We start from the raw sequence: 24,693 nt of genomic DNA on the forward strand, positions 1-24,693 counted from the left end.
GGTTTATCTTGAAGTTGCCAAAACTACACTATTCCACCGATTTTGACTTAATGGACATGATCCAATGGGAATTATTTTTGGTTCACCAAGTCCATAAGGTCAACATCATTCCCCAACAACACTTGGTTGCTGTCTATACGTCCTTTTTGTGGGCCATTTTCCAATTTTAGCACTCCCCTTGGGCAAACAGCTGAGCAGATGCCACATCCTACGCAACTAGACCTGACAATATTCTCCCCTTTTTGGGCATAGGCACGGACATCGATACCCATTTCGCAATAGGTGGAGCAATTGCCGCAAGAGATGCATTGGCCTCCATTGGTGGTAATGCGGAATCGGGAAAACAAGCGTTGTTGAAAACCAAGTATGGCGGCCATGGGACAGCCAAACCTACACCAGACCCGGTTTCCAAAAATGGGGTAAAACCCGGTTCCGATCACTCCGGAAAAAATACTGCCGATCAAAAATGAATAGGATTTACGAAGGGTTTCAGATTTGAACAGGAATACATGCCCCTCCCCACTAAAAAAATGGAATCCGATCAACGCCATAATGATGATAAAATAACCTAGGGCTCCATATTGGGCATCTTTTTGAAGCTGTTCCCTTTTAAAGAGCATTACCCAACCAAAAACCAAGGTCAAAAAAGTGGCCACACCGATTAAAAAGGTGCTTTTGGTGAGCCAGTACTTGCTCGTATCCGTTCCCAAATAGGAATAGATGACAGCCGTGGTCATGAGAGTCACAAAAACTACTACGCTGTGTACGACCCAACGTTCAATCCGCCATGCCTTTACAGATTTGTCACTGAGCTGTCGGAAAGAATCCCCAGCAGTCTCGGCCAATCCGCCGCATCCACAAACCCAAGAACAGTACCAACGTTTTCCGTATTTGTATGTGAGGATGGGTGTAATCACAAAGATGGAAAGAATACCAAAAATCAAAAGTGCAAATCCAATATCCCCAGAACTTAAAAAACCTTTGATGCGATAGCCTTCAAAATTATAGTAATTGAGGGGCCATACGTTTTTAAGGTCGTAGTAGGGCAGACTGCCACCATTTAATAGTTTATCACCATTCAAACGGGCCATCAATTCGGGAATGATAAAAGCAAAAGCCGTTTGGAAGAACATCACACTTAATGTTCGTAACCTTTCGTAGCGATTGTGTCGGTATTTCCACAAAAACTTGATCCCAAAGGCCAAAATGGCCACGGTGTAGAGTGTTCCATACACAAACCATTGGCTGGCCGGGTTCCCGCTCAAGGCTTTGCTAAGTGGGTCGAACAGGGCAATCACCCCTTTGTTATTGCCTTTGCTGGCTAATCCCAAATATTCGGGATAAAAATAGAGGACGATGTAGAATCCAGTAAGGGCAATTCCCGCAATCCAACCCCAAAGCCCTTTATTGGAAATGGATTTGAACCATACCCCATCGTTTTTAATACCGGGCAGTTTTTGGGAATAGGCTTCCCATGAAAACCAGAGAATACCCGTGAACAGTGCGGAAAGGGAAATGGTCAGCCATAGTGTCTTGTTGGGGAAAGAGACATTAAAGGCGGCCAATAGCATCACGGCCAAACCAAACATCCCTACCAAGGTGGCGAATTTTTGGTTTCGGGTAATATTTTTAGGCGGTTGGCCGGTAAGGGCCATGCTTCTGTTGTACGTGCTCATACTATGGGCTTAGGTAATTTGGAATATGCGTTTTAAACTTTTCTTTTTAGGTTTGATGGAGGTTCCGAAATCAATATTGTACTTGGAAACTATATCTGGTTCATACTTTTTATAAAATTCCGGGTCAAAATTGGCATCCGCCAAGTGTTCCAGGACAAAATCCACGGTGCGTTCCTCGTTGAGCCAACGGTCAAATACTTCATGGCGCATTCGGATACCAAAGGTATTGATGCCCAAAAATTGCTTGGAATCTTGGTGAAAAGCAATCGTAATGCAGATTTTTTCCTCTGGGTGTCGCCAGTGGAAATGCATCTCATGGGTTTCCTTTCTCCGCTCGGAAAATACCCATCCATAGGTTTGATACTCAATGTCCAAAAACTTGGCGGAGTTGAACCAATGCCCTGGATTATAGGCAATCCGGTTCCCGCAAATGGTCTGAGCCAAGGTTTCGCCCATCATGCGACTGGTGTACCAAACTGCTTCAATGGGCCTACGGTTGCCAATGGCCTCATGTTGTTCGGCACAATCGCCAATGGCATAAATATCTTTGATATTGGTTTCTAGGAAACGGTTCACTTTTACACCTCGTCCCAGTTCAATGCCGGAATCTTTTAGGAAATCAACATTGGGGGTGACCCCTGCGGTAAGGCCCACCAAATTACATGGGATTTCTTCATTGGTGTCGGCGATGATTACGGATTTTACCCTCCCATTTTCATCCGAAACAATTTCTTTGAGGTTGGTGCCCAATCGAAGGTCGATATGGTGCTCCAAGATATGTTCATTGATCATCTGCGATTCGCCCTCAGGCAAAACCCCGTTCCAGAAACTGGTTTCCCTTACCAAAAAAGTAACGGGAATATCCCTGCTTCGGAGCATTTCCGCCAATTCAATGCCAATCAATCCACCACCAACTATTACAGCTCTTTTACAGACATTCTTGTTGGGGGCGTTTACTTCCAAAAGGTCCAAATCTTGTTTGGAATAAAGCCCTTGGACTCCATGAAGATCCTGTCCGGGCCAACCAAATTTATTGGGTTTGGAGCCTGTGGCAATGATGAGCTTGTCGTAATGTAGGGAGCTTACGTTGTCAAGGATAAGTTTTTTTTCTTCGGTATTGACTTGGGTAACGTAGCCACGCACCAATTCTATCCGATTCTTTTCCCAAAACCAATCTTCATAGGGTTGAATGTGCTCAAACTTCATATGGCCCATATACACATACATGAGGGCCGTTCTTGAAAAGAAATGGTCGGTTTCCGCAGAAATGATGATGATACGTTTATCGGAAAGTTTGCGGATATGCCGCGCTGCGGTCACTCCAGCTATTCCATTCCCGATAATGACAATGTTCTCCATAGGATTAGATTGATTGTGGCTATTGTGTCGTTTTTAAAGATAGGAACTTAACCCTTTGGGTTAATTTAGAAAGGTTTTAATTAACAAGACCCAACAGATAAAAAGATTATTTTTAGGACTGTACATTCCAAAATACATGAAACAATTTGCCTTTCTATTGTGGTTTGCCCTTCTTTCTTGCAGTGGACAAAAAGGAGATAAGATCAATGGGATAAGTTTTGTGGGGTCTCGCGAAGAGGTGTTGCAGGCCCATGTAAATCCTGTATTGGATATCCATGCCAACTATGCAGCGGTAATGCCCTTTGGTTTTATTAAGGATTTGCAATCTCCGGAACTGGTATTTGATACGGAACGACAATGGTATGGTGAAACCAAACAGGGGGCCAAGCAGTATATAGGGATGTTGCATAAGAATGGTATAAAAGTGATGTTGAAACCCCAAATTTGGATTTGGCGTGGAGCGTTCACAGGGGATATGGTCATGCAATCCGAAGCGGACTGGAAGGCTTTGGAGGGTGCGTATGCCAAGTTCATTCTGGCTTTTGCGGAACTGGCCCAGGAAACCCAATGCGATATGTATTGCATTGGTACCGAACTGGAAGAGTTTGTAAAGAACCGACCTCAATTTTGGCAAGATTTGATTATTCAGGTTAAACATATTTATAAGGGCAAGCTTACCTATGCGGCCAATTGGGACGAGTACACACGAACCCCATTTTGGAATCAGTTGGATTTTATTGGGGTGGATGCATATTTTCCATTATCTGAGCATCGGGAGCCTTCCCAAGAGCAATTGAAAAGTGGTTGGCAACCATGGAAAAAGCAATTAAAAGCGTTATCCGAAAAGTTTGAAAAACCTATTCTTTTTACAGAGTTTGGATACCGTAGTATGGATTATACAGGAAAAAAACCTTGGCTGGTGGACCGAAACCAAATGGAGGTAAATCTTGAGGCACAGGCAGAGGCCACCCAGATGATTTTTGATGAGTTTTGGGACGAGGATTGGTTTGCCGGAGGGTTTGTCTGGAAATGGTTTATACACCATGATAGGGCTGGAGGGCATGCCGATAATAGGTTTACGCCCCAGAACAAACCTGCAGAATCGGTGATACGAAAACACTATGCCCGGATTAAGAAATTGAACCCTCAAGGTTAAAGAAAAGAATTGTTAAGAATTTTCCCCTAACCAATCGCAATCGTAGCTGTTTTTTTGCCATATTTGTAATGCACCCTTCCCCAAAAAATTACAGTTATGAGATTAATGCCAACCCTATTCTTCTGGGTCTGTGCTTGCTCTGTTATTTTGGCGCAAGAGGACCATTACACCGTAGTTGCCCAACCCGGGGACGGAATTTTTTCGCTCTTGAGAAAGCAGGGGTTAGATCCTGTCAAACATTATGAAGAGTTCATCAAATTGAATTCTGAAAAAATAAAGAATGGCAGTCTGCTACAAGTGGGTGTAGGCTATGAAGTGCCACGGGCTGAAGATTCGTTTAAAAAAACCGGGGTGGTGGTGCAGTCCAAAGATGGTGTTGAAGAACCCATTTTTGATTCAGAGTTGGCACAAATGTCCTTGAAAAGTGAAACCTTAAAAAATGCCGTGTATTATCTCATTGTTGAGGATAAGAAAGATATAAATAATGGGTATGCAAAAGGTGTTACGGAGAGTTTGGCCGCAGAATTGATGGTTCACGGAGCCCAAGTCTATATTTTGGGACAAGGAATTCCGGATTCCCCTGAGTTGGATGAGCCGCTGACCGAAATGCAGCAAATGGGAAATTATATTGAAGCCATTAATAAGCGTTATATTCAAAACACAGGCAAATACCAAAGGGTTATTGTGATACGTGCAGTTGACGTAATTGCTGGAAGCAATACAGATGTGGCTGTGTACCATTACAATAAGAGTGAGCAGGGACAGCGTTTGGCCAATAATATTGAGAACGTGTTCAAAAAGAACAGTGTTTCAAACCGCACGTATGAAGATGTCCATTTGATTTTTGAGGACAAGGAAAATCTCTATCTCGCTCGAAATATTCTACCAGCCATAAGTCTTATCACCTTAGAAAACGCATCTAAAAAATCCAAGGAAAAAATTGCGATGCAACTGGATAGAAAAAAGTTCGTCAATGTGCTTACCAATGGCATTATGAACGATTATGTTGATCTGGAAATCAATGAATAAAATTTAGGTCAGGATATTTTTGTTGTAATACCGATGTAGTTCTTCGGGTCCTGCACCGAAAAAGTTTTTTAGGTGGATCATGGCAAAGTGAAACTGCAATCTAAACCATCCCACCTCATGGTATTTTCTGGCCGATGTGACTACATAGTGCGGCAAAACCATAAATTGGTCATGTCTGTATACTCTCGATATAAATTCCGTATCCTCATAAATTTTATAAGTTTCATTGAACCCGCCCAGTTGGCTAAAAAGTGCTTGTTGCACAAATAAGGATTGATCCCCACCCCTGCACAGGATATGGTTGATGCGCGAAAACCAGGCAAAGAACCCCAAAAAACGATTTTTGGTGTCAAATTTCATCCGGAAACACCCTGCCTTATGCCCTTTCTCGGTGGCTTTGAGGACAATTTGGTCAAAATCTTTAGGAGGAAAAGTGTCTGCATGTAAAAAGTAGAGTACACTGCCTTGGGCATGTTTGGCTCCAAGGTTCATTTGAACGGCACGCCCTCTCTCTGAAAGTATGACCCTTGCACCATGTTTTTTGGCAATAGCACTTGTATTGTCCGTGCTGCCACCATCCACACAGGTTATTTCCGATATCAAATGTGGGGATGAATTCTTTGAAAGGTATGTGAGTAAATTGCCAATATGCGGTGCTTCATTGAGCACAGGAATAATAATACTTAAGGTTTGAGGTTTATTTGGCATCGTTCAAGCTCCAATCATATTCCAAATAATCAATTTTGGTATCCTTGATAATGGGTTTGTCCAAATAGGAACTGATATACTCCTGAAGCGACCCATTCTCAGTGAAATCACCTTTGTACCACTTGAAAATTTTGGATAAATAGGCAGTATTGCCTTCAAATCGGTTCCGTTTGGGGTCATTGATAAAATCAAAAGCCGTTTGCTGAAGCTGTTCCTCTAAATTTTGAGCGGTAAAAGCGGTGTTGAGCAACTTTGGGCAGGAATAAGAAGCACAATTAATGGCGAAATGGATGCGGGGTTCATTCATTTTACGAAGGATTTTATGCTCAATATCATTTAATGATAGTACATCGTTTCCCACCTTGATCCATTCTTTGTCCCAACGGTTGGGAATATCCTTGATGCTTTCCACTGGATAATGGTCCACGATAAGTTTCACGGTCCCGGCATTGTACAGGTTGATGTAATAGGCCAGTTTTTCGTTCTTGGTCCAAGAGGAACCTGGTGGGCTTTTTGAAAGTTCTTCCAAATAGCCATTCAATTGGGATGCCTCTTTTTGAAAGCTGCTATAATCTACATTTCCATCTTTATCCACATACTGTTGCACCAAAGTGTTCCAAAGGGTGTGTGATGAAGGGTTTGATGTTTCTTGATGCTCAATTTTTACGTTCTTTCCGCCGCAACAAATCAGAATCAACCCTAAAACGATGTGCAAAACACTGTTCATATCCAAAAAGATGTAAACTGTTTTTGAAAAGTGCAATTTCCAAAAGCAGCGATTCCATGAGTCATATTAGCAGCACCCGCCTCCGTTGTAGTGCCAAGTACTTTCACTGATATGGATTTCATCCGATGCACTGCCCAAAGCGGTTGCGGTCTTGTCGCATACGGCCAAAGGTTGGTTCTGAAGGAGCACGTGGCCTTTTCCATCATCAAAATACTCTTGGTTTCCATAATAGATGGCCGTTTTTCCTGTAAACATACAAGGTCCATCTTCTGGCATTGGGTCTTTAATGGCCGCAATTTCAATAGACTCGATATAGACGAGTTCATCCGTGGGATAGTGGTTGGGCGACAAGACTCGGTACGACCTGCGGCCCCGTATTTCAATGGTGCCGAAACCGGCATCGGTCAGGACCTTTACGTAATCTTTCAAGGGGATGCTGCCACTTAGGCATTGTGCTCGAAGCCTATCATCGTTCCTTAGGGTGTCGTTCATGGGCTGTTCGCAGATGGGGTCACTCATGACCAAACGGCCATGGGGTTTGAGGACCCGGTACATTTCTGCAACGGCTTTCTTTAAATCTTCCATTTTAAAGATGTTGAACAGACAGTTTTGGGCTGCAACATCAATACTTTCATCGGCTACGGGCAGGTTTAATGCATCACCTTTTACGAGGTCTACAAACTCACTTTTGAACCAATCATTTTCCGCTTCGGCCACCTTAAAGTTTTTTCGGGAAGCTTCCAACATTTCATCCACGGAATCTACACCTATGACCCCGCTTTTTTGTCTGGAGAAATAGGAGAACTGTAGCAATTCCATTCCGCCACCAACGCCTACATATAGAATTTTGGGGTCGTTCACCAAATCTTGCGCGGAAACGGTGCTTCCGCATCCGTAGTTCATCTCCTGCATAATTTTGGGAATGGACAGTCCCGGGAACTGCCAAATGGGATTGGTGGTACAGCAAAGTCCAACGTCTGGGGTAAGTGCTGCCTCTTTATAGAGGTCTTGGGTGGCATCTAAATAACTCATATTTCCAGTATCAATTCTTTAAACAATTGTATCATTTTTGGTTCTGTTCTATTGGCGACGGCTATGATTTCCTGAATGTCAATGGGTTGAAGGTTTTCAGGGTCGCATTCATCGGTTAAAACAGATACCGCTACAATGGGTAGTCGTAAATGATTGGCGACAATTACTTCTGGTACGGTACTCATTCCTACGGCATCTGCCCCTAAAATTTTCAACATGCGATATTCCGCCTTGGTTTCCAGTTGTGGTCCCACTACTGAAGCGTAGACTCCTTTTTTGAGGGAAATTCCATTTTTGTTGGCGATGTTCTCAATTTTTTTGCGCATGTCCGCATCGTAGGGTTCGCTCATGTCCACAAAACGGTCTCCAAATTCGGAAACACCCTTAAAAGCCAGTGGAGATCCCCCTTGAAGATTAATGTGGTCCTCGATGAGCATGATGTCCCCTTTTTTAAAGTCAAGGTTCACTGCCCCAGCCGCGTTGGACACAAAGAGTTTTTTTATGCCCAAAAGGTGCATCACCCGAATGGGGTAGGTGATATCCACAAAATCATATCCTTCATATAAGTGGAAACGCCCTTGCATGACCACGACCTTTTTGCCGGATATGGTTCCATAGATCAGTTTTCCTGAATGAAACTCCACTGTAGCCAAAGGAAAATGGGGAATATGGTTGTAGTGGGCCTCAACCGGATTTTCAATGTTATCTACCAATTGCCCTAGTCCTGTGCCCAGTACAATTCCAATTTCAGGGGCTTCAAACCCTCGTTTTATTAAATAATCAACAGATTCGTCAAGTTGTGCTTGGGTCATTTTTTCATATGTTTTAAAAAAGGCTGAAAAGCCTCAATATCTTTTATGTCTTCGTAATGGTCCACATCGTTTTTTTCGGAAAGTAAAAAAACAGAATCAGCCCTTAAGTCCTTTAATGTATCCGAGAGAACAGTATTTGTTCCCCATGTTTTGTTCAGAAACAATTCCTTTTTCAAGGTGGTCATTCCAAGAAGATAGTACCCTCCATCTTCCGCAGGTCCTACCACAAAATCATGGTCGTCCAATCTGGAAAAAGCCTCTTCCAAATTGGCTTGGGAGAGGTGGTACATATCACTTCCAATAATACAGATTTTTTTAAACCCAGCCTTGAAACCTTCTTCAAAAGCGTTTAACATGCGTGTCCCCAAATCAGGACCGCGTTGCAGTTTTTTTGTATAGATATGGTTGTTCCAAATATCGTCAACCCAAATGGACTCTGAATATAAAACCCATTTATCAACATCTAGATTCTGGGTAAAAGAAATGGTATGGAGGAGTAAGAACTTGTATATGTCTAGTGCGGCCCTATCTCCAACCTTGGCTGCCAAACGGGTCTTGCATTTGCCAAGTTCAGGGTTTCTGGTGAGAATTATGAGAAGGCTACTGCCCATGTGTGTTACTTTTGTTGGCGTACACTTTTTCGGCATTGGTCAAAAATCGTCCCCAATACTTACTAAAAGCATGTACTTTTTCTGTTTGTTTCTGGGTTTGGTCAACTACTGGGCGACCTTGGTTTTTCCATTCAAAAATTCCACCGTATAGATTTTTAACGTTTGTGTACCCGACAGTAATGAGTTGTTCGGCAATATCTTCAGAGCGCACGCCAATGGAACAATAAACCACTAGCGGGGTATTGGGGTCCGGGATTTTTTCTTGTGTGGACTTTATATCAAAATCGGTATAGCCAACATATACGGCATCTTTTATGTGGCTAACCTGAAACTCTTCGAGTTCACGTGCATCCAAAAGAACAATAGGACCTGTTGTGTCCAATTCCATTACTTGGATGTATGCCACCGTGTCGTCATTGTACTTTTTAAGTACATCGGGAAGGGATTGCGCACAGGAAACCATGCTGAGGGCCAAAAAAAGAAGAAGATGTAGGTAATGCTTCATGGATTTTGGATGTAATCCAAAGATAGCCTTTAAATTTTCATTCATTATTATGATTAACTTAAAGGAATATTCATGAACAAAATCCAATCCGATGCAAAAAGCAATGGTCGTATGTGTTTTTTTGGCAGGTTTTATGGCCTGTAAGGAAACAAGGAAAAAGAAGGTTGATGAAGGGCAAGAACCTCAAGTGTATAAGGAGCAATACCGCCCCCAATACCATTTTTCACCTCCCAAGATGTGGATGAACGACCCCAACGGACTTGTATACCACGAGGGGGTCTACCACCTTTTTTATCAATATTATCCAGATGATATTGTATGGGGACCTATGCATTGGGGGCATGCGGTTAGTAAGGATATGGTACATTGGGAACACAAGCCTATTGCCTTGTATCCGGATGAGCATGGCCTTATTTTTTCAGGAAGTGCCGTGGTAGACCGTAACAATACTTCGGGTTTTGCCAAGAATGGTGAAACACCCTTGGTGGCTATTTTCACCTATCACTCTATGGAAGGAGAAAAAGAGGGCAGGACCGATTTTCAGACCCAGGGCGTTGCGTACAGTCTGGACAATGGGGATACATGGACCAAGTACGAAGGAAATCCGGTTATTGGCAATGAGGGAATAAAGGATTTTAGAGATCCCAAGGTTTTTTGGCACGAATCCACAAAGCGATGGATATTGGCTTTGGTGGCAGGGGACCATGCCAAGTTTTATGCATCGGAAAATTTGAGGGAATGGGAGTATCTCAGTGATTTTGGAAAAAATCAGGGTGCGCATGGCGGTGTGTGGGAGTGCCCGGACCTTTTTAAATTGCCTGTAGAGGGCACTGATGAGGAAAAATGGGTGTTGATCACCAGTATAAATCCGGGAGCACCCAATGGAGGGAGTGGTACGCAGTATTTTGTTGGGGATTTTGATGGGGAGAAATTCACTTCAGATCAGAAAGAGGCAAAATGGTTGGATTATGGAACGGACAATTATGCTGGGTTCACCTATAATAATGTACCCAACGGTGACCGAATATTTATAGGGTGGATGAGCAACTGGGATTATGCCAGGGATACACCGACCCAAGTTTGGAGAAGTGCCATGACCTTGCCCAGAAAACTGTCGTTGGTAAAAATGGGAGAGGAATATGCCTTGAAAAACTTCCCATTGGAGCAAGTAGATGGATTGACTGCAGAAATGATGGCAAAAGATGTAAGGGTTCCATCAGGTGGAAAAAGGGAGGTGGTTTTAGATGGACTGAACCAATCCCGAATCAAATTAAGAACAGCTTGCAAGGACTTCAGCATCACTTTTAAGAACCATTTAGATGAAGCATTGGTGTTGTCCATGGATTCCATTACCAATATGTTTAGGTTGGATCGGACCAATTCAGGACAGGTTGAATTTCAACAAGAGTTTGGCAATAAGCATCACCAAATGCCATTGGATTGTTCCAAGGTAGGGGAGCTGGAGCTAAGTATCTTTTTGGACAGGTCGTCTGTTGAGGTTTTTATAAATGAAGGGCTTTGGGTGATGACCGACCAAATTTTCCCAACCGCACCTTATACCATCTTAATCATATCCAATGGGCAAAGTGGGCAAGACATTTTATTGGAAGGCATAGAAACCATGCAAACCATTTGGTGAATTTTTGATGACGGGGAATAAAAAAGGGCATCCTAAAAAAGATACCCTTTGGAGAGACTACATTTTCTAATTGGGAATTTTCGTGAATGGTGTTTAGTATAGCTTAACTGATATAATTGTATAGACTGCTAATAAGGGAAACTACAGAAATGGCAATGACAAAATACCAGAAAAGGTAACCCAGTTTTACTTCTACAGTGTTCATTTTGCAATAGTGTTTGTTCTTGGTTGAGATGTTCTGTCACCGAAAGTACTAAAAGCAATGTCCCTACAATTCACAATTTTATTTATGGCAACAAATGGGATATAATTGGTGCAAATTGCTTTGTAAATGGAAAAACCAGCCCCTATTTTTTTGAAAATCAGAAAGGAAAGGAATGGAAGGTAGTGGGTTTTTGTTTCGTTTTTTTCTGAAAACCAGAAAGTTACCTTGATGTGGTGTGGGTCGGAATCAAAAATAAAAGAAATGGGGCCGTAAGCTTTTTGCCTACGGCCCCATTCCTGCCTTATCAGGAAACCTTACCTTAAACCAAAGGGGTTCCTTTAAGACGCTTTTCAATTTTTTGCTTTTTAAGGGTCAGATTTTTCATCACTTCCATCAATTTGGAATCTTTGGTCTTTTTATAGATCTCATTAATGGATAATATAAGCTGTTTGGCTTCCCTGGAAGCTTCAACCCTATCGCTTGTGGACATGTGGCTCAGAGGTCTGTTTTCAAACTCTTGGGCCTTTGTAAGTAACTCTTGAGTCATTTTTGTTTAAAATTAATCTGAATTGGCTAAATATAAGGGTTTGTTTTATAGTTTGTGCTTATAATACCATTCGATTTTTGTATTTATGAAAACCTTAAGAGAAAAAAGTCGCTTTAACTTTTTTTTCTAAGTTTCAAAAACGTGGACGGGTGAAAAACAGCTTTTTAAAGTGATTGGACCCGTGTCAACGCAGTTGCTCACTAGTATGGAATGCGTTCCGGTCTTCTACGGATTTTGGAACTCCACCCCTTCTATTTTCACCACCACAGGATTGGGCCAGGTCTGGTCGTTGTAGAGGCGTTGCGATCGCATCACACTTATGGTAAGACCACCTTCCGTGGACAAGATCTTGGGAGCTGGGTCCGTGTTCGGGGCGTACTCCAACACTTTTCCATTTTGTCCCAAAACGCTGATCTTGGTATTGGGACCCGCCTTTACGGAATTTAGGGTAAATGCCTTCCGTTTCCCAAAGGGCATGGCCTCTTTGGTGATAAAGGCATAAACGGTATTCTGGTTCTTCTTTTTGGTGAACCAGATGTTCCCTTCGCGGATCACACCCCAGGATTCCACCTCATGGATGGACTCCCCGTTCACAAACTGCCAAAGGGCCACTTCGCGAAGGCGCTCTTCCTGTTCAATGGGCAATGAGCCATCCGGTTTTGGGCCCACGTTCAGCAACCAGTTGCCGCCTTTAGCCCTGATCTCAATAAGTTGTTCAATAATATCCGTACCACTTTTATAGGTCTCGTTGGTGGGTTTGTACTGCCATTGGGTACCCATGGTGTAGCAAGCCTCCCAAGGGGCGGGCATGGGTTCGTTGGGTGTGTTCTGTTCCGGGGTGTGCATTACGCCGCGGGTCACTACAATGTCCGGGTCCATGGACCAGGCCACCTTGGCCAGTTCGGTCTCGGCATATTGCTCCATGCCGTCCAGAAAGATCAGGTCTACCTTACCGTAGTTCTTCAACAGTTCGCGCAACTGCTTTTTGGCAAAAGCATTGAGTTCTGGGTTTCCAGAAGCCTTGGCCTTGGGATCTACCCGACTGATGGTAACGCCCTGCTCATATAAAAAATGAAAATCGTCCGGGGAAAAATATACGCCAATGGCAATGCCTTCTTTTCGGAACGCATCAAAGACCTCGCGGGTGGCATCCCGCCCAAAGGGCGTGTTCATGATGTTGTAGTCCGTGGTCTTGGTATCGTACATACAGAAGCCGTTATGGTGCTTGGTGGTGAACATTACGTACCGCATCCCGGCCAGTTTGGCCAGTTTGGCCCAATTTTCGGGGTCAAATGCCTTGGGGTTGAAGGTCTTTGGAAGCTCCTCAAAATAGCGTTTGGTGTAATCTTCCGATGCCCCAACAAGGGAGTGGCTGATCACGGAGCCCAGTTCCACATCCACACTCCAATGGATGAACATGCCAAAACCTTGCTCGGAAAACCAAGCTTCCCTTTCCGGTTTGTTCAGGTTAAGGACTTCTTCTTGGGCGTGTAGGGAAATAGGCAGCAATAACAACATACAGCCTAAGATTTGGAAACAACAGGTTGTAAAAAACTTCATTGGGTCATCAGGTTTGGTGTGGTCCGCTAAGATACGCACTTGAAAGGAAACGAAAGAAACTAAACCCTAATGTTGGTGGTTACCCGCAACATGGGGCACAGCAACGGTTGCACACCAGTATGTATTGGTACACATGGGTTACCTGCAGCCGTAGAAAGGGGTCCGGGGGATCTATGAAAAAGGAGAGCTGCAGTTTATCATGGTCCACATACCAACTGCCTTGGTGGAGGGGGCGGGGCAGCTGCAGCATGTGGCCCTCATGGGGCCCTTGGGCGTGGGGCATGGTGAATTGGAAGGAGAAGGGAAACACCATATAGTCCAGCACCGTTATTTGGGCCATGCCCTCTTGTGGGGTTTTCTGGAGGATCAGATGGCCCTGCGGCCTATGCACCTGTTGCAGCAATTGCCCGTTTTGGTGGTTTTGGATTTCCAAGCTGGCAAAGGTAAGGTGCAAGGGGGCAGTGGAGTTTTGGTGGAGAAAGCGGTCAAAGGTGGATAAAATGGAAGGTGTTGGCATAGTAGATTATAGGATTTGGGGATTTTATAGACGGAAGGTAGGTAAAATATCACAAAATAACACCATATGGTGTTTTTATTCGATTTTGGGAATGGGCAATTTGCTGCTATGCTGAAAGACTTGACAAAAGAAGAAGAACAGTACCTCCTGAAATTTGGTGCGCGGATACGTCGCTTACGCAAAGAAAAAGGGATGACCCAAGCTGATTTGGTTTTTGAGGCCAAGGTCCATGAAAATATGATAGGTAGAATAGAGCGTGGTGAGCGAGCAGCCAATCTTCTTCAACTCCGCAAAATTGCCAAAGCTCTTGAAATTGGTATTGAAGAGCTTTTTGATCTTGGAAAATAAGCTAGCCTGATTATCAGGGTATTTATGCTTATTTTGGGGGTGTGGGGATGTGTTTAAAGTTTCTAAGAACGAGTTGCCTACAATTAAAAGCAAATTGTAAATGAAAGAAATAAAAGGAATTGGATTTACAATACCATCTGAAAATGATGATTATTTGAGTATTGATAGCAACAGTTCACTTTCAGAAACAGACATTGCAGTATTTTCACCAGATTTAAGTACCACTTCCTATTCAAGTTACAATAGTGGTGGATTTAATAGAAGACATGAAGAATATGAAGGGAAAAAACTTTACAATAAAGAATCTTCTGCTAAAATGCTTGAACATATTAAGCATTGGAAAAAAGAGCTATTGAACTTTGTTGAAAAAGGTGGAACTTTATTTGTTGTACTCTGTAAAAAACAAGATTTCTTTATTTACACCGGAACAAAAGATATAAGTGGCACAGGTAGAAATCAAAAAACGACAAATCACGTTGCGCCACTAAGCAATTATGAATTTTTACCTTTTTCCAAAATAGAATACTATTCTGCAACTGGTAAAAGTGTTTATACAGAATCAACTACTTACAAGAATATTATAAATCAATTTAAAGACTTCTTCACTTTTGAAACATATTTGGTCAGTGAAAAAATCGAAAAACCTTCATTCACAACTAAAAAGAAAGATAGAATTTTAGGAGCAACCTTAAAAGTCAAAGAAGGACATGTAATTTTTTTGCCAAATCTAAAATTAGATATACCATCATTCACTAGATATGAAAAAGAGACTGATGAAGAATTTTGGACAAAGGAAGCAATTACCAAAGGAAAAATTTTTATAAACTGTTTAGCAGAAATTGATAAAGTTCTATCAAAAGGGAGTCAAAAGTCACCTAAACCCAATTGGGTTGACAAAAAAAGTTACCAAATACTTGAAGCAGTAGAAACAAAGAAAATAATTGATAAAAACAAACGAGAAATAGAAAAGAGGCTTGAAGAAAATGAAAATTTATCTCAAGTTTTTGATGAGCAAGAAAAGTTAAAAGATTTACTTTTTGAAACAGGTAAACCTCTAGAAGAAGCTGTTGTTTTAGCTCTAAAAATCTTGGGGTATAAAGCAGAGAATTATGATGATGGAGAACTTGAATTAGACCAAATAATTATATCACCTGAAGGAGACAGATTTATCGGAGAGTGTGAAGGCAAAGACAATAAAGATATTGATGTATCTAAATTCAGACAATTATTGGATGGACTTAATGCTGACTTTGAAAAAGAAACTGTTGGAGAAAAGGCATTCGGCTTACTTTTTGGAAATCCGCAAAGACTAGTAGAGCCAAACAAAAGAAAGTTGGACTTTACTGAAAAATGTAAAACCGGCGCAAGAAGAGAAAAAATCGGACTAATAAATACTGCTGATTTATTTTTAGTCAGTAGATATATCAAAGAATCTGATGATATGAAATTTGCCGAATTATGCAGAATAGAAATAAAAAACCAATTAGGAGACTTAATAAAGTTGCCAGATATAAAATAACTGTTGCTAGCATTGGCTCTAATTCATTGTGGCTTTACTGCAAAAAAGGAAATAATAACATAAAATACGGCTGATTTCATAAGCGGAATAATCCTGCGGATGATTCCACAACGAAATCATAGCCGAGACCGTTGGCATTAATTAGAGAAATGAACAAACTCAAAATCATCTTACTATTTACAATTGTCTTTTTGAGTTGCAGAAATGAAAATGATAATACCAAAATGAATTTTTTAGATGACGAAATTCCGAATAATATACCTTTTGAATTCAAGCAAAATTTAGTTCCTAAAAATAAACTTATTCATAAGGGAACGTTTAGCCCTGACTTAAAAGAATATTATTTTACTATTTCAGATAAGGGCTTCGAAAAATTTGATGTTTTCGTAATAAAAAATAAAAACGGAAGTTGGTCTGAACCAAAGAGAGCATTTTTCAACAGTAAATATAACGAACACGGAATGAGTTTTTCACCTGATGGAAATTCTATCTATTTTAGTTCAACAAGACCGACAAATATTCAAGGTGTTTTTGAAACTTGGCATATTTGGAAATCTGACAAAATTAATGGAGAATGGAAAGAACCTATTTTTGTTGATATTCCAAATTTAAGAGACAAATTGGTTTCGCATCCAACAATTACAAATTCGGAAACTCTATATTTTCACACAAGTAATTTGGATTATAGTGAAATGGATATTTATCATTCAAAAAAAGTGAATGGGAAATTTGAAAACGCAGAAAAAACTATAATCTCGATGAATCCCAACGCTGGAAAATGCACACCATATGTTTCCCCAAAAGAAGACTATTTAATTTTTGCCTCAATTGGAAATGAACTTGACTTGATGATAAGTTATAATGATGGAAAGGGCAAATGGATAGACACTAAAAAATTGAATGACAAAATTAATAACAAAGGGCAAGGAAATCCATATGTTACACCTGACAACAAATTTCTTTTTTATACAACTGGAGAGTATCTAGAAAAGAATTGGAAAGTGAAATGGGTAAATATAGAATCCGAAATAAAAAATAACTAATGCCAACAATGGCTATACGTAATTGCCCTGCCCTTGCAAGACGGTATCTTGTGGTTTGGTGCCTCCGGGTATTGCTATGCAATGATCGGTTTTATTCCTATTTTGAGGTGTAGGGATGTGCTTTGTAAACAGGTTGTGGTGCATTAAAAAAACGAACTAAAATATTTAAACATTCAGAATGAAATCCGAAATTATAAAATCATTATCAAACAACTTTGAAGACCATTCTCAAACTACTGAAAATGGTATTGAATTCTGGTTTGCTAGAGATATACAGCAACTTTTGGGATATTCTGAATGGAGAAATTTTCAAAAGGTAATCGTAAAAGCTAAAACATCGTGCGAGGCAACTGGAAATAACATTTTAGACCATTTTGTTGACGTCAACAAAATGGTTAGGATTGGCTCTGGAACAGAGCGAGAAATAGAGGATATAATGCTTACTAGATACGCCTGTTATTTAGTTGCTCAAAATGGTGACCCAAGAAAAGAACAAATTGCTTTTGCTCAAAATTATTTTGCAGTCCAGACTAGAAAACTGGAAGTAATTGAAAAACGAATTAAAGATTGGGAACGACTTCAAGCTCGTCAAAAACTTACTTTGTCAGAAAAAGAGTTATCTGAACTTATTTATGAAAAAACTGGAAACGATAGAAATTTCGGAATCATAAGAAGTAAAGGCGACCAAGCATTATTTGGAAAATCAACCCAACAAATGAAAAACCAACTTGGTGTTCCAAAAGGAAGGGCCTTAGCCGATTTTTTACCTACAATTACTATAAAAGCGAAAGATTTTGCAACAGAAATAACCGTATTCAATACGAAAGAAAAAGGATTGACTTCTGAAAGACAAATATCAACAGAACATATTACGAACAATAGAGGAGTTAGAAGTATCCTTCTAAAAAGAGGAATAAAGCCAGAAGAATTACCTGCTGAGGAGGATATTAAAAAACTTGAACGGAGGGTAAATTCTGAGCCAAAAAAGTTAGGTAAAAACCCTGATAAATTAAAATAACGCACGTCAGCCATGGCTATAATTCATTGTTGGCCCTTCCCCTGTTTCGGCAATGTTCATTACTTCGGCAAAAAACAATGCCAATGATCGGTTTTATTCCTATTTTGGGGGTGTAGGGATGTGTTTTATGTTTCTATGGACAAGTTGGCTGTTATTTGAAAAATGTCTCCAGAATATCAAGAACTAAATAAGGAGTTAGAAAAATTGGGATTACCCAATCATGAATTTATTAATTTCAGTGGTGTTCCCATTGATACTTTGGTTAATACTAGGATTTCTTCAAAGCCGTATGTTGAAATTCTTCTGAAATATCTGCCCGAAGTGCAGGAAAATGAAAAGGAAATGATTGTACGTGCCCTTTCTGAAAAAGGAATAAAAAAAGTGGCTCCCTTTTTAGTACAAATGTTTTACGATTACAAAAAGTATTCTGAATTATTTCTTTGGGCAGTTGGAAATACACTTTGCGAAATTGATGATAAAGAATCGTATCCTGAAATCATTAAAATTTGCAAAAACTCTGCGCTTGGGACTTCAAGACAAATGCTTTTTCTTAAAACTCTTCCTAAAATTAAAAACCAGGAGGCCTACAAAGTCCTTTTGGAAGGACTGGCTGACAAAAAAGTTAGAGGACATGCTCTGGATGGACTTGGAAAATTGGGTAATACTGCTGCTATTGGAATAATTGAAAAAATTGAGGCCGAAAAAGGTAAATATGAGTTTAAAGCGAAGGAAAGAGCTTTGAGGAAACTAAAAAAGAAAAACAGTGGGCAGCAGGATGTATAATTAATTGCGGTCGGAATTTCCACCAGGAAATTCCTGCAATCAATTATCTTTAGAGTCAGGCGGACATTTTCCGTTGGAAAAGTCCGCAACTAATCATACACTAGACCGTTAGCACAAATATGACCAAACCATTACTTTTATTATTTCTTGTTATTTCAGTGAGTTCTTGTCTAAATCCTGTAAAAAATAATTCAGATGGAAAACCTCAGGAATTCCCAAGTTTTGACTTTTCGAATTTGGATAGCATAGTAATTAAAAAACGTGGAACTGTAAACCCAAATAGGATTTTAGAAAAGGAAAGAGTCATCCTGCTTTCTAATTTTTTCTTGGACTCAACAAATTACTTCAAGAAAATAAAATACAATGCGGAAGGAAAGCGGAGCTTACTGACACTGAAAATATGGAAAGATGGAGAAGTACTGAATTTGTTCATTTACCCAGTTGACAAAGGAAAAATTCCGATTGGATATTTCGACTCTAAGGATTTAGAAAAATCAAATGGATTCAAGGAATTTAAGCACTTCTACGTCTCTGAGAAATTGAATGATTTAGTACAGAAATGGAATAAATAATACTTGTGCTAACACCGGCTATAATTCATTGCCCTACTCCTGCGAGATGTTACTTCGCCATAAAACAACACCAATGATCGGTTTTATTTCTATTTTGGGGGTGTGGGGATGTGTTTTGTATTTATATAAACAAGTTGTAAGCCATTTAAGAAAACCTCGAAAATGAATAGATTTTCAGCAATTATATTGATTATAACCCTCAATACTATAAATATTGGATATTGCCAAATCAAACAAATTATAGGCGAAGTGAAGAATTTTGAAAACAATGAACCTTTGCCGTATGTGAATATTGGAATTGCAAATAAAACGGTCGGAACAGTCTCCAATGAAAATGGACTTTTCAAACTTGACTTAAATAAAAATACAACACCAAAAGATACTGTCGTTTTTTCGTATATAGGTTTTAAAACCAAAAAGTATTTGGTCTCTGAATTGAGCAATCATAAAAGAACTGTTTTGTTGCAACCTCAGAATACGGAATTGGATGAAGTTGTTATAACCTCAAAAAAAATTAAATTAAAGTCCAAGAAAATTGGAAGAACATCCAAAGGACTCGGATTGATGCACTCGAATTTTTATTCCTACTATGAAAAAGGTGTTGATGACCGTTTGAGCAAAGAACGAGGAATGAAATTCAAAATAAGGAAAAACTGTCACATTAAAGATTTGAACTTCAATATTACTTCTAATGATTTCAAATCTCTAAAGTTCAGAGTAAATTTCTATAAGATAGAAAATGGTCTTCCAACAGATTTAAAGGTCCAAAAAAATATCATTTTTGAAATCAAGGACAATTTTTTAGGTTGGTTTAAAGTTGATTTAGAACCATACGAGATTTATTTAAAAGAAGAAGTAGAAGAAATTGCCGTTACTATACAATGGCTCGAAAGTGTAAAAGCGGATGATAAAAGTAAATACTTTGCCATTTCAACTGCTAGTTCACCAACTCATACAGCGTATTTTAGAGAAAAAGCAATGGACAGTTGGAATAAAGGCGGACAAAATTTAAGTTTCTATCTGAATGCGATGTGTGAATAAAAAATGGCTTACAACAATGGCTATAATCCATTGCTCTACTCCTGCAAGATGGCATCTTGCGGTCTGGTGCCTCTGGGCATTGCTATGCAATGATCGGTTTTATTTATATTTTGGGGTGTGTGGGGTGTGTGGGGTGTGTTTTGCGTTTCTATGAACAAGTTGTGTGTCATTTCCAGAATACCAAAAACAAATATGAGAGCAGTAGTTTATGAAAAATATGGCCCGCCAGAAGTCCTTACATTAAAGGATATGGAAAGACCAAAACCAAAAGATGATGAGATCCAGGTAAAAATACATGCAGCCACGGTTACTTCCGGGGATGTTAGACTTCGCAGCTCTGATTTCCCACCTTTATTCTGGCTTCCGGCCAGGTTGGTTTTTGGACTTTTTAAACCCAAAAAGAAAATTTTGGGACATGAATTGGCCGGAATAGTGGAAGAAACGGGGAAAAGTGTTACTAAATTCAATGTTGGCGATAGCGTATTCGGCACCACTACAATGCTAAGTTCAGGGTCGTATGCCGAATATATTTGCCTTCCCCAAAAGTGGAAACATGGTGTTGTTGCATTGAAACCGGAAAACTTGACCTGCCAGGAAGCGGCGGCATTACCGATCGGAGCAATGACGGCAATGTATCTTTTGGAGAAAGCCAATTTAAAAAAAGGCCAAACCGTATTGATCTATGGTGCTTCCGGAAGTGTTGGAAGCTACGCTGTACAGATTGCTAATCAAAAAGGTTCAAGCGTAAAGGGGGTGTGCAGTACTTCGAATTTTGAAATGGTAAAATCATTGGGAGCCGATAGTCTTATGGATTATAAGAAAGAGGATTATTCTGAAGGCAGTGAGAAGTTTGATGTGATTTTTGATGCGGTTGGGAAAACTACAAAAGCGAAAGTAAAAAAAGTTTTAAAAACCGGAGGTGCTTTCGTTTCGGTTAAAATGTTGACAAAAGAGAAGGATGAACACCTTAAGTTGATAAAAAATATGGCTGAAAACGGAGCATTAAAGCCTTTTATTGACAAATCCTTTAAACTTGATGAAATAGTAAAAGCCCACGAATATGTTGACACAGGTAGAAAAAGGGGAAATGTTATAATTGATTTACTGAATTAACTGCTGAACCCAGCAACTACCCATAGCCTAAACCGTTCCGTCACTTCAGCAAACAGATTGCATAAATGAACTACCAGACCTATAAGCCACATAAAGACTTGGAGTCCATAGTCAAATTTTATTGGACCTTGGAAGTGCCTTTTGATCCAAACAACCAAAAGCAAAAAATTATTCCTGACGGCTGTATAGAAATGACTTTCAATTTTGGTGATAAGATCAGAAGATATACTTCGGAAAATGACTTTATCCTTCACCCCAATGCAATGCTAATGGGGCAGCGGACAAAATCATATTTCATTTTGCCTGTTGGTCATGTTGACACGTTTGCCATATGCTTCTATCCTATTGGATTTGTAAACTTCGTAGAGACACCACTTGAAAACTTGGTTGACAAGGAAACACCCATTTCAGAACTTTTTGGACAAGAAGAAGCCTATGAACTGGAACAACAAATGATGGATGCAACCGACACACAACATCGGATTACCATTGTTGAACGCTTTCTGCTAAAGCGGCTCAACGAAAAGAATACGGTCAGTACTATCGTGAAATCAACCGTTGATGCCCTGCTCAAAACAAACGGAGCGACTCCTATAAATGCTATTTTAAAAGAAGACATTTCAAAAAGAAGAAAGCTTGAAAGGCATTTTAGAAAACAAATCGGCATTAGTCCCAAGCAGCTGGGCAAGGCCATTAGACTGCAAGCGACTTTGCATTTGTTGCTCAACAAAAAATCAGAAACATTGACGGAGATTGCTTACGAAAATGACTATTTTGACCAAAACCATTTCATAAAAGATTTTAAAGACTTTGTTGGGATCACGCCAAAGGAGTTTTTGGACAATGAACATATGGCCCTATCCGCACTTTTCTACAAATAAGTCTGTGGTGTCGCATTTCTACTATTTTGCCTTCTTGCCCACATTTACTTTTGCTCTTGGATAATAACTAACACGCCAATGGCAGTCAAAGGAATACTTTTAGCTTCGATGGTCTCTGCACTATGCCTTATTTCGTGCAATACAAATTCAAAAGTAAATGATATGAAAAGTTATATTTCAATGTTTGAGATTCCGGCAACGGATATTTCGCGGGCTATTAATTTTTATGAAGCTCTGTTGGACATCAACATAGAAAAAATGGATGTTGATGGTATGCAAATGGGAATATTGCCCTATGAAGGACAAATGGTAACAGGTGTCATAATCCAAGCAGACGGATATAAACCATCGGCAGATGGAGTGACCCTGTACTTGAACGCCGGGGAAAATCTCCAAGTAGTATTGGATAGGGTAGAGAAAAATGGCGGGCAAACGATAGTCCCTAAAACAGCCCACGCGGACGACAGCGGATACTTTGCCCTTTTTATTGACTCTGAAGGAAACAGGATGGCTCTTAATTCTCCAAACTGACAGGAAAATAAAAGAGCGAACGCACAAAATGGATAAAATCGATAACGGTTTGGGGGCAACCCAAGCCGTTTTTTTGTTGAACTGGGCATTTTGTTAAACTAGAAGTAATGTTAATCCGCCTGCTTTTTAAGCTTTACCTTTGGTAACAAGCTAGAAAAAGAATACATCAAAAATGAAAAGAATAGGATTGGTGGGTGGAATAAGTTGGACGTCGACCTTGGACTACTACACATATATTAACCAAAGCATCAACGAAAGATTGGGAGGACTGAACTCGGCTGAATGCATACTGTATTCCCTGAATTTTGCGGATATCCAAGATAGGGGATGGACAAACTCCTACGACCTTATTTTCAAGGCCTGTAACAGTTTGATCTCGAATAAGGTTGATTGCATTGTCCTGTGCGCCAATACGGCCCACTTGTTTGCTGACGAGATCCAATCGAAAATTGATGTTCCCATTATCCATATTGCATCTGCCACAGCCGAAGAAATACAAAAACAAGGACTTCAGAAAGTTGGACTGTTGGGTACAAAATTTACCATGGAAATGGATTTTTACCGAAATAAACTGGAGGAATATACAATTGAAACCATCATTCCTTCGGACAAAGGAGATATTGAGGAAATCCAAGATATTGTAAAGAATGAACTTGGAAAAGGAATAATAAGCGGGGAATCCAAATTGAAATTTATACGGCATGCCAATGAATTAAAGAAAAGAGGAGCCGAAGGAATTATTTTGGGATGTACCGAGATACCCATGCTCATTGATCAGAATGATTTTGACTTTCCCGTATTCGACACAACAAAAATCCATGTTGAAAGCATTGTAAATTTTGCCCTGAACAAATAAAATCCGTTGGGAACAACTAATCATTAGGTTTGGTGCAGGGCACCAAGACACACACTTAAAAAGAAACGAAAGAAACTAAACCTACATATTGGCTTTGTGGGTTACCCACAACATGGGGCACAGCAACGGTTGCGCACCAGTATGCCTTGGTACACATGGGTCACCTGTAGCCGTAGAAAGGGGTCCGGGGGATCTATGAAAAAGGAGAGCTGCAGTTTATCATGGTCCACGTACCAATTGCCTTGGTGCAGGGGGCGGGGCAGATGCAGCATTTGGCCCTCATGGGGCCCTTGGGCGCGGGGCATGGCAAATTGAAAGGAGAATGGGAACACCATATAGTCCAGCACCGTTATTTGGGCCATGCCCTCTTGTGGGGTTTTCTGGAGGATCACATGACCCTGCGGCCTATGTACCCGTTGCAGCAATTGCCCGTTTTGGTGGTTATGGATTTCCAAGTTGGCAAAGCTAAGGTGCAAGGCGGCAGGGGAGTTTTGGTGGAGAAAGCGATCAAAGGCGGATAAAATGGAAGGTGTTGGCATAGTAGATTATTTAAAGAATGGGATTCTTCAAAAATACATAAAATGACGTTTAAGTCATTAATTTCGCCGCCTAAAATTTTGACATTGCTGTCGTATGGAGCAAAATGACGACCAAAATGTTGATTTTTTGAAAGATCTAGCCAAACGAATCAAGGCATTGAGGGAAGCTCGAAATCTTACCCAAGAAGACGCCTACAATGATACAGGAATCCATTTTGGACGTGTAGAAACTGGAAAATGGGACCCAAAGTTTAGCACCATCAAAAGAATTTCTACCTACTTTAATGTAAGCATCACTGAATTTTTTGCTGAAGGTTTTGATGGATAGGATGCCAGCCCTTTACTGAAGTAAAAAACAACACTTAT

27 protein-coding genes are annotated in these 24,693 nt (G+C 40.3%); 16 read left to right on the forward strand and 11 right to left on the reverse strand.

The genetic code is table 11. From position 1 onward, the window contains the following. Window positions 1-71: 71 nt before the first annotated feature. Together ACP14V_RS02190 and ACP14V_RS02195 are read right to left on the reverse strand one after the other, a co-directional pair. A complete protein-coding gene (locus ACP14V_RS02190; RefSeq protein ID WP_272610834.1) occupies window positions 72-1,676 on the reverse strand; it encodes a 4Fe-4S binding protein in 1,605 nt (534 codons plus the stop codon). Between the two features lie 9 nt (window positions 1,677-1,685). Further along, window positions 1,686-3,035, reverse strand: coding sequence for an NAD(P)/FAD-dependent oxidoreductase (locus ACP14V_RS02195; RefSeq protein ID WP_272610833.1), 1,350 nt, complete (start codon window positions 3,033-3,035; stop codon window positions 1,686-1,688). Between the two features lie 136 nt (window positions 3,036-3,171). On the opposite strand from ACP14V_RS02195, the gene ACP14V_RS02200 reads away from it, so the two are divergent. Together ACP14V_RS02200 and ACP14V_RS02205 are read left to right on the forward strand one after the other, a co-directional pair. Beyond that, window positions 3,172-4,191 (forward strand): glycoside hydrolase family 113, encoded by a 1,020-nt coding sequence (locus ACP14V_RS02200; RefSeq protein ID WP_272610832.1) that lies wholly within the window; start codon window positions 3,172-3,174, stop codon window positions 4,189-4,191. 96 nt (window positions 4,192-4,287) lie between these two features. Continuing rightward, entirely contained in the window at window positions 4,288-5,220 is a 933-nt protein-coding gene (locus ACP14V_RS02205) for a hypothetical protein (protein WP_272610831.1), read from the forward strand. A gap of 3 nt (window positions 5,221-5,223) precedes the next feature. Here ACP14V_RS02205 and ACP14V_RS02210 read toward each other — a convergent pair whose 3' ends face one another. From ACP14V_RS02210 to ACP14V_RS02235, 6 genes are all read right to left on the reverse strand, one after another. Continuing rightward, window positions 5,224-5,928, reverse strand: coding sequence for a TIGR04283 family arsenosugar biosynthesis glycosyltransferase (locus ACP14V_RS02210; protein ID WP_272610830.1), 705 nt, complete (start codon window positions 5,926-5,928; stop codon window positions 5,224-5,226). After that, window positions 5,918-6,655 carry a DUF547 domain-containing protein gene (locus tag ACP14V_RS02215; protein ID WP_272610829.1) on the reverse strand — a complete coding sequence of 246 codons (738 nt, stop codon included), beginning with the start codon at window positions 6,653-6,655 and terminating at the stop codon, window positions 5,918-5,920. The genes ACP14V_RS02210 and ACP14V_RS02215 overlap by 11 nt, the downstream gene beginning before the upstream one ends. A 66-nt stretch (window positions 6,656-6,721) precedes the next feature. Continuing rightward, entirely contained in the window at window positions 6,722-7,687 is a 966-nt protein-coding gene (arsM, locus tag ACP14V_RS02220; protein WP_272610828.1) for an arsenosugar biosynthesis arsenite methyltransferase ArsM, read from the reverse strand. Beyond that, window positions 7,684-8,499 (reverse strand): purine-nucleoside phosphorylase, encoded by an 816-nt coding sequence (locus ACP14V_RS02225; protein WP_272610827.1) that lies wholly within the window; start codon window positions 8,497-8,499, stop codon window positions 7,684-7,686. The genes arsM and ACP14V_RS02225 overlap by 4 nt, the downstream gene beginning before the upstream one ends. Next, window positions 8,496-9,110: a TIGR04282 family arsenosugar biosynthesis glycosyltransferase gene (locus ACP14V_RS02230; RefSeq protein WP_272610826.1), complete on the reverse strand. Its 615-nt coding sequence runs from the start codon at window positions 9,108-9,110 to the stop codon at window positions 8,496-8,498. The genes ACP14V_RS02225 and ACP14V_RS02230 overlap by 4 nt, the downstream gene beginning before the upstream one ends. Next, window positions 9,100-9,615 (reverse strand): rhodanese-like domain-containing protein, encoded by a 516-nt coding sequence (locus tag ACP14V_RS02235; protein ID WP_272610825.1) that lies wholly within the window; start codon window positions 9,613-9,615, stop codon window positions 9,100-9,102. The genes ACP14V_RS02230 and ACP14V_RS02235 overlap by 11 nt, the downstream gene beginning before the upstream one ends. A 91-nt stretch (window positions 9,616-9,706) precedes the next feature. Between ACP14V_RS02235 and ACP14V_RS02240 the strand changes: the two genes are divergently transcribed. After that, complete coding sequence (locus ACP14V_RS02240) at window positions 9,707-11,254, forward strand: glycoside hydrolase family 32 protein (protein WP_272610824.1); 1,548 nt, start codon at window positions 9,707-9,709, stop codon at window positions 11,252-11,254. Window positions 11,255-11,778: 524 nt separating this feature from the next. Here the strand turns inward: ACP14V_RS02240 and ACP14V_RS02245 are convergent. Together ACP14V_RS02245 and ACP14V_RS02250 are read right to left on the reverse strand one after the other, a co-directional pair. Next, entirely contained in the window at window positions 11,779-12,006 is a 228-nt protein-coding gene (locus ACP14V_RS02245) for a hypothetical protein (RefSeq protein ID WP_136565440.1), read from the reverse strand. A 225-nt stretch (window positions 12,007-12,231) separates the two neighbouring features. After that, the gene (locus ACP14V_RS02250; RefSeq protein ID WP_272610823.1) at window positions 12,232-13,524 is read right to left on the reverse strand and encodes an alpha-L-fucosidase; all 1,293 of its coding nucleotides are present in this window, start codon (window positions 13,522-13,524) and stop codon (window positions 12,232-12,234) included. A 241-nt stretch (window positions 13,525-13,765) separates the two neighbouring features. Between ACP14V_RS02250 and ACP14V_RS02255 the strand changes: the two genes are divergently transcribed. The 12 genes from ACP14V_RS02255 to ACP14V_RS02310 all read left to right on the forward strand — a co-directional run bounded on the left by ACP14V_RS02255 (window position 13,766) and on the right by ACP14V_RS02310 (window position 23,788). After that, window positions 13,766-14,065 carry a hypothetical protein gene (locus tag ACP14V_RS02255; RefSeq protein ID WP_272610822.1) on the forward strand — a complete coding sequence of 100 codons (300 nt, stop codon included), beginning with the start codon at window positions 13,766-13,768 and terminating at the stop codon, window positions 14,063-14,065. An 84-nt stretch (window positions 14,066-14,149) separates the two neighbouring features. After that, window positions 14,150-14,431, forward strand: coding sequence for a helix-turn-helix domain-containing protein (locus tag ACP14V_RS02260; protein ID WP_272610821.1), 282 nt, complete (start codon window positions 14,150-14,152; stop codon window positions 14,429-14,431). Between the two features lie 100 nt (window positions 14,432-14,531). Further along, window positions 14,532-15,950, forward strand: a complete 1,419-nt coding sequence (locus tag ACP14V_RS02265; protein WP_272610820.1) for a hypothetical protein — start codon at window positions 14,532-14,534, stop codon at window positions 15,948-15,950. Window positions 15,951-16,099: 149 nt separating this feature from the next. Further along, the gene (locus tag ACP14V_RS02270) at window positions 16,100-16,993 is read left to right on the forward strand and encodes a TolB family protein (protein ID WP_272610819.1); all 894 of its coding nucleotides are present in this window, start codon (window positions 16,100-16,102) and stop codon (window positions 16,991-16,993) included. 178 nt (window positions 16,994-17,171) lie between these two features. Continuing rightward, window positions 17,172-18,011 carry a DNA damage-inducible protein D gene (dinD, locus tag ACP14V_RS02275; protein ID WP_272610818.1) on the forward strand — a complete coding sequence of 280 codons (840 nt, stop codon included), beginning with the start codon at window positions 17,172-17,174 and terminating at the stop codon, window positions 18,009-18,011. A 162-nt stretch (window positions 18,012-18,173) separates the two neighbouring features. Then, window positions 18,174-18,794 carry a HEAT repeat domain-containing protein gene (locus ACP14V_RS02280; protein ID WP_272610817.1) on the forward strand — a complete coding sequence of 207 codons (621 nt, stop codon included), beginning with the start codon at window positions 18,174-18,176 and terminating at the stop codon, window positions 18,792-18,794. A gap of 119 nt (window positions 18,795-18,913) precedes the next feature. Further along, window positions 18,914-19,366, forward strand: a complete 453-nt coding sequence (locus ACP14V_RS02285; RefSeq protein ID WP_272610816.1) for a hypothetical protein — start codon at window positions 18,914-18,916, stop codon at window positions 19,364-19,366. A 162-nt stretch (window positions 19,367-19,528) separates the two neighbouring features. Further along, complete coding sequence (locus ACP14V_RS02290; protein ID WP_272610815.1) at window positions 19,529-20,407, forward strand: carboxypeptidase-like regulatory domain-containing protein; 879 nt, start codon at window positions 19,529-19,531, stop codon at window positions 20,405-20,407. Window positions 20,408-20,599: 192 nt separating this feature from the next. Further along, window positions 20,600-21,520, forward strand: a complete 921-nt coding sequence (locus ACP14V_RS02295) for an NAD(P)-dependent alcohol dehydrogenase (RefSeq protein WP_272610814.1) — start codon at window positions 20,600-20,602, stop codon at window positions 21,518-21,520. Window positions 21,521-21,585: 65 nt separating this feature from the next. Beyond that, a complete protein-coding gene (locus ACP14V_RS02300) occupies window positions 21,586-22,401 on the forward strand; it encodes an AraC family transcriptional regulator (protein WP_272610813.1) in 816 nt (271 codons plus the stop codon). A gap of 162 nt (window positions 22,402-22,563) precedes the next feature. Further along, the gene (locus tag ACP14V_RS02305; RefSeq protein ID WP_272610812.1) at window positions 22,564-22,932 is read left to right on the forward strand and encodes a VOC family protein; all 369 of its coding nucleotides are present in this window, start codon (window positions 22,564-22,566) and stop codon (window positions 22,930-22,932) included. Window positions 22,933-23,104: 172 nt separating this feature from the next. Further along, complete coding sequence (locus ACP14V_RS02310) at window positions 23,105-23,788, forward strand: aspartate/glutamate racemase family protein (RefSeq protein WP_272610811.1); 684 nt, start codon at window positions 23,105-23,107, stop codon at window positions 23,786-23,788. A gap of 101 nt (window positions 23,789-23,889) precedes the next feature. Here ACP14V_RS02310 and ACP14V_RS02315 read toward each other — a convergent pair whose 3' ends face one another. Continuing rightward, a complete protein-coding gene (locus ACP14V_RS02315) occupies window positions 23,890-24,327 on the reverse strand; it encodes a hypothetical protein (protein WP_272610810.1) in 438 nt (145 codons plus the stop codon). Between the two features lie 127 nt (window positions 24,328-24,454). Between ACP14V_RS02315 and ACP14V_RS02320 the strand changes: the two genes are divergently transcribed. After that, window positions 24,455-24,655 carry a helix-turn-helix domain-containing protein gene (locus ACP14V_RS02320; protein ID WP_272610809.1) on the forward strand — a complete coding sequence of 67 codons (201 nt, stop codon included), beginning with the start codon at window positions 24,455-24,457 and terminating at the stop codon, window positions 24,653-24,655. Window positions 24,656-24,693: the final 38 nt, after the last annotated feature.

It is taken from the genome of Flagellimonas alvinocaridis, assembly GCF_965248585.1.
GTDB classification, from domain to species: domain Bacteria; phylum Bacteroidota; class Bacteroidia; order Flavobacteriales; family Flavobacteriaceae; genus Flagellimonas; species Flagellimonas alvinocaridis.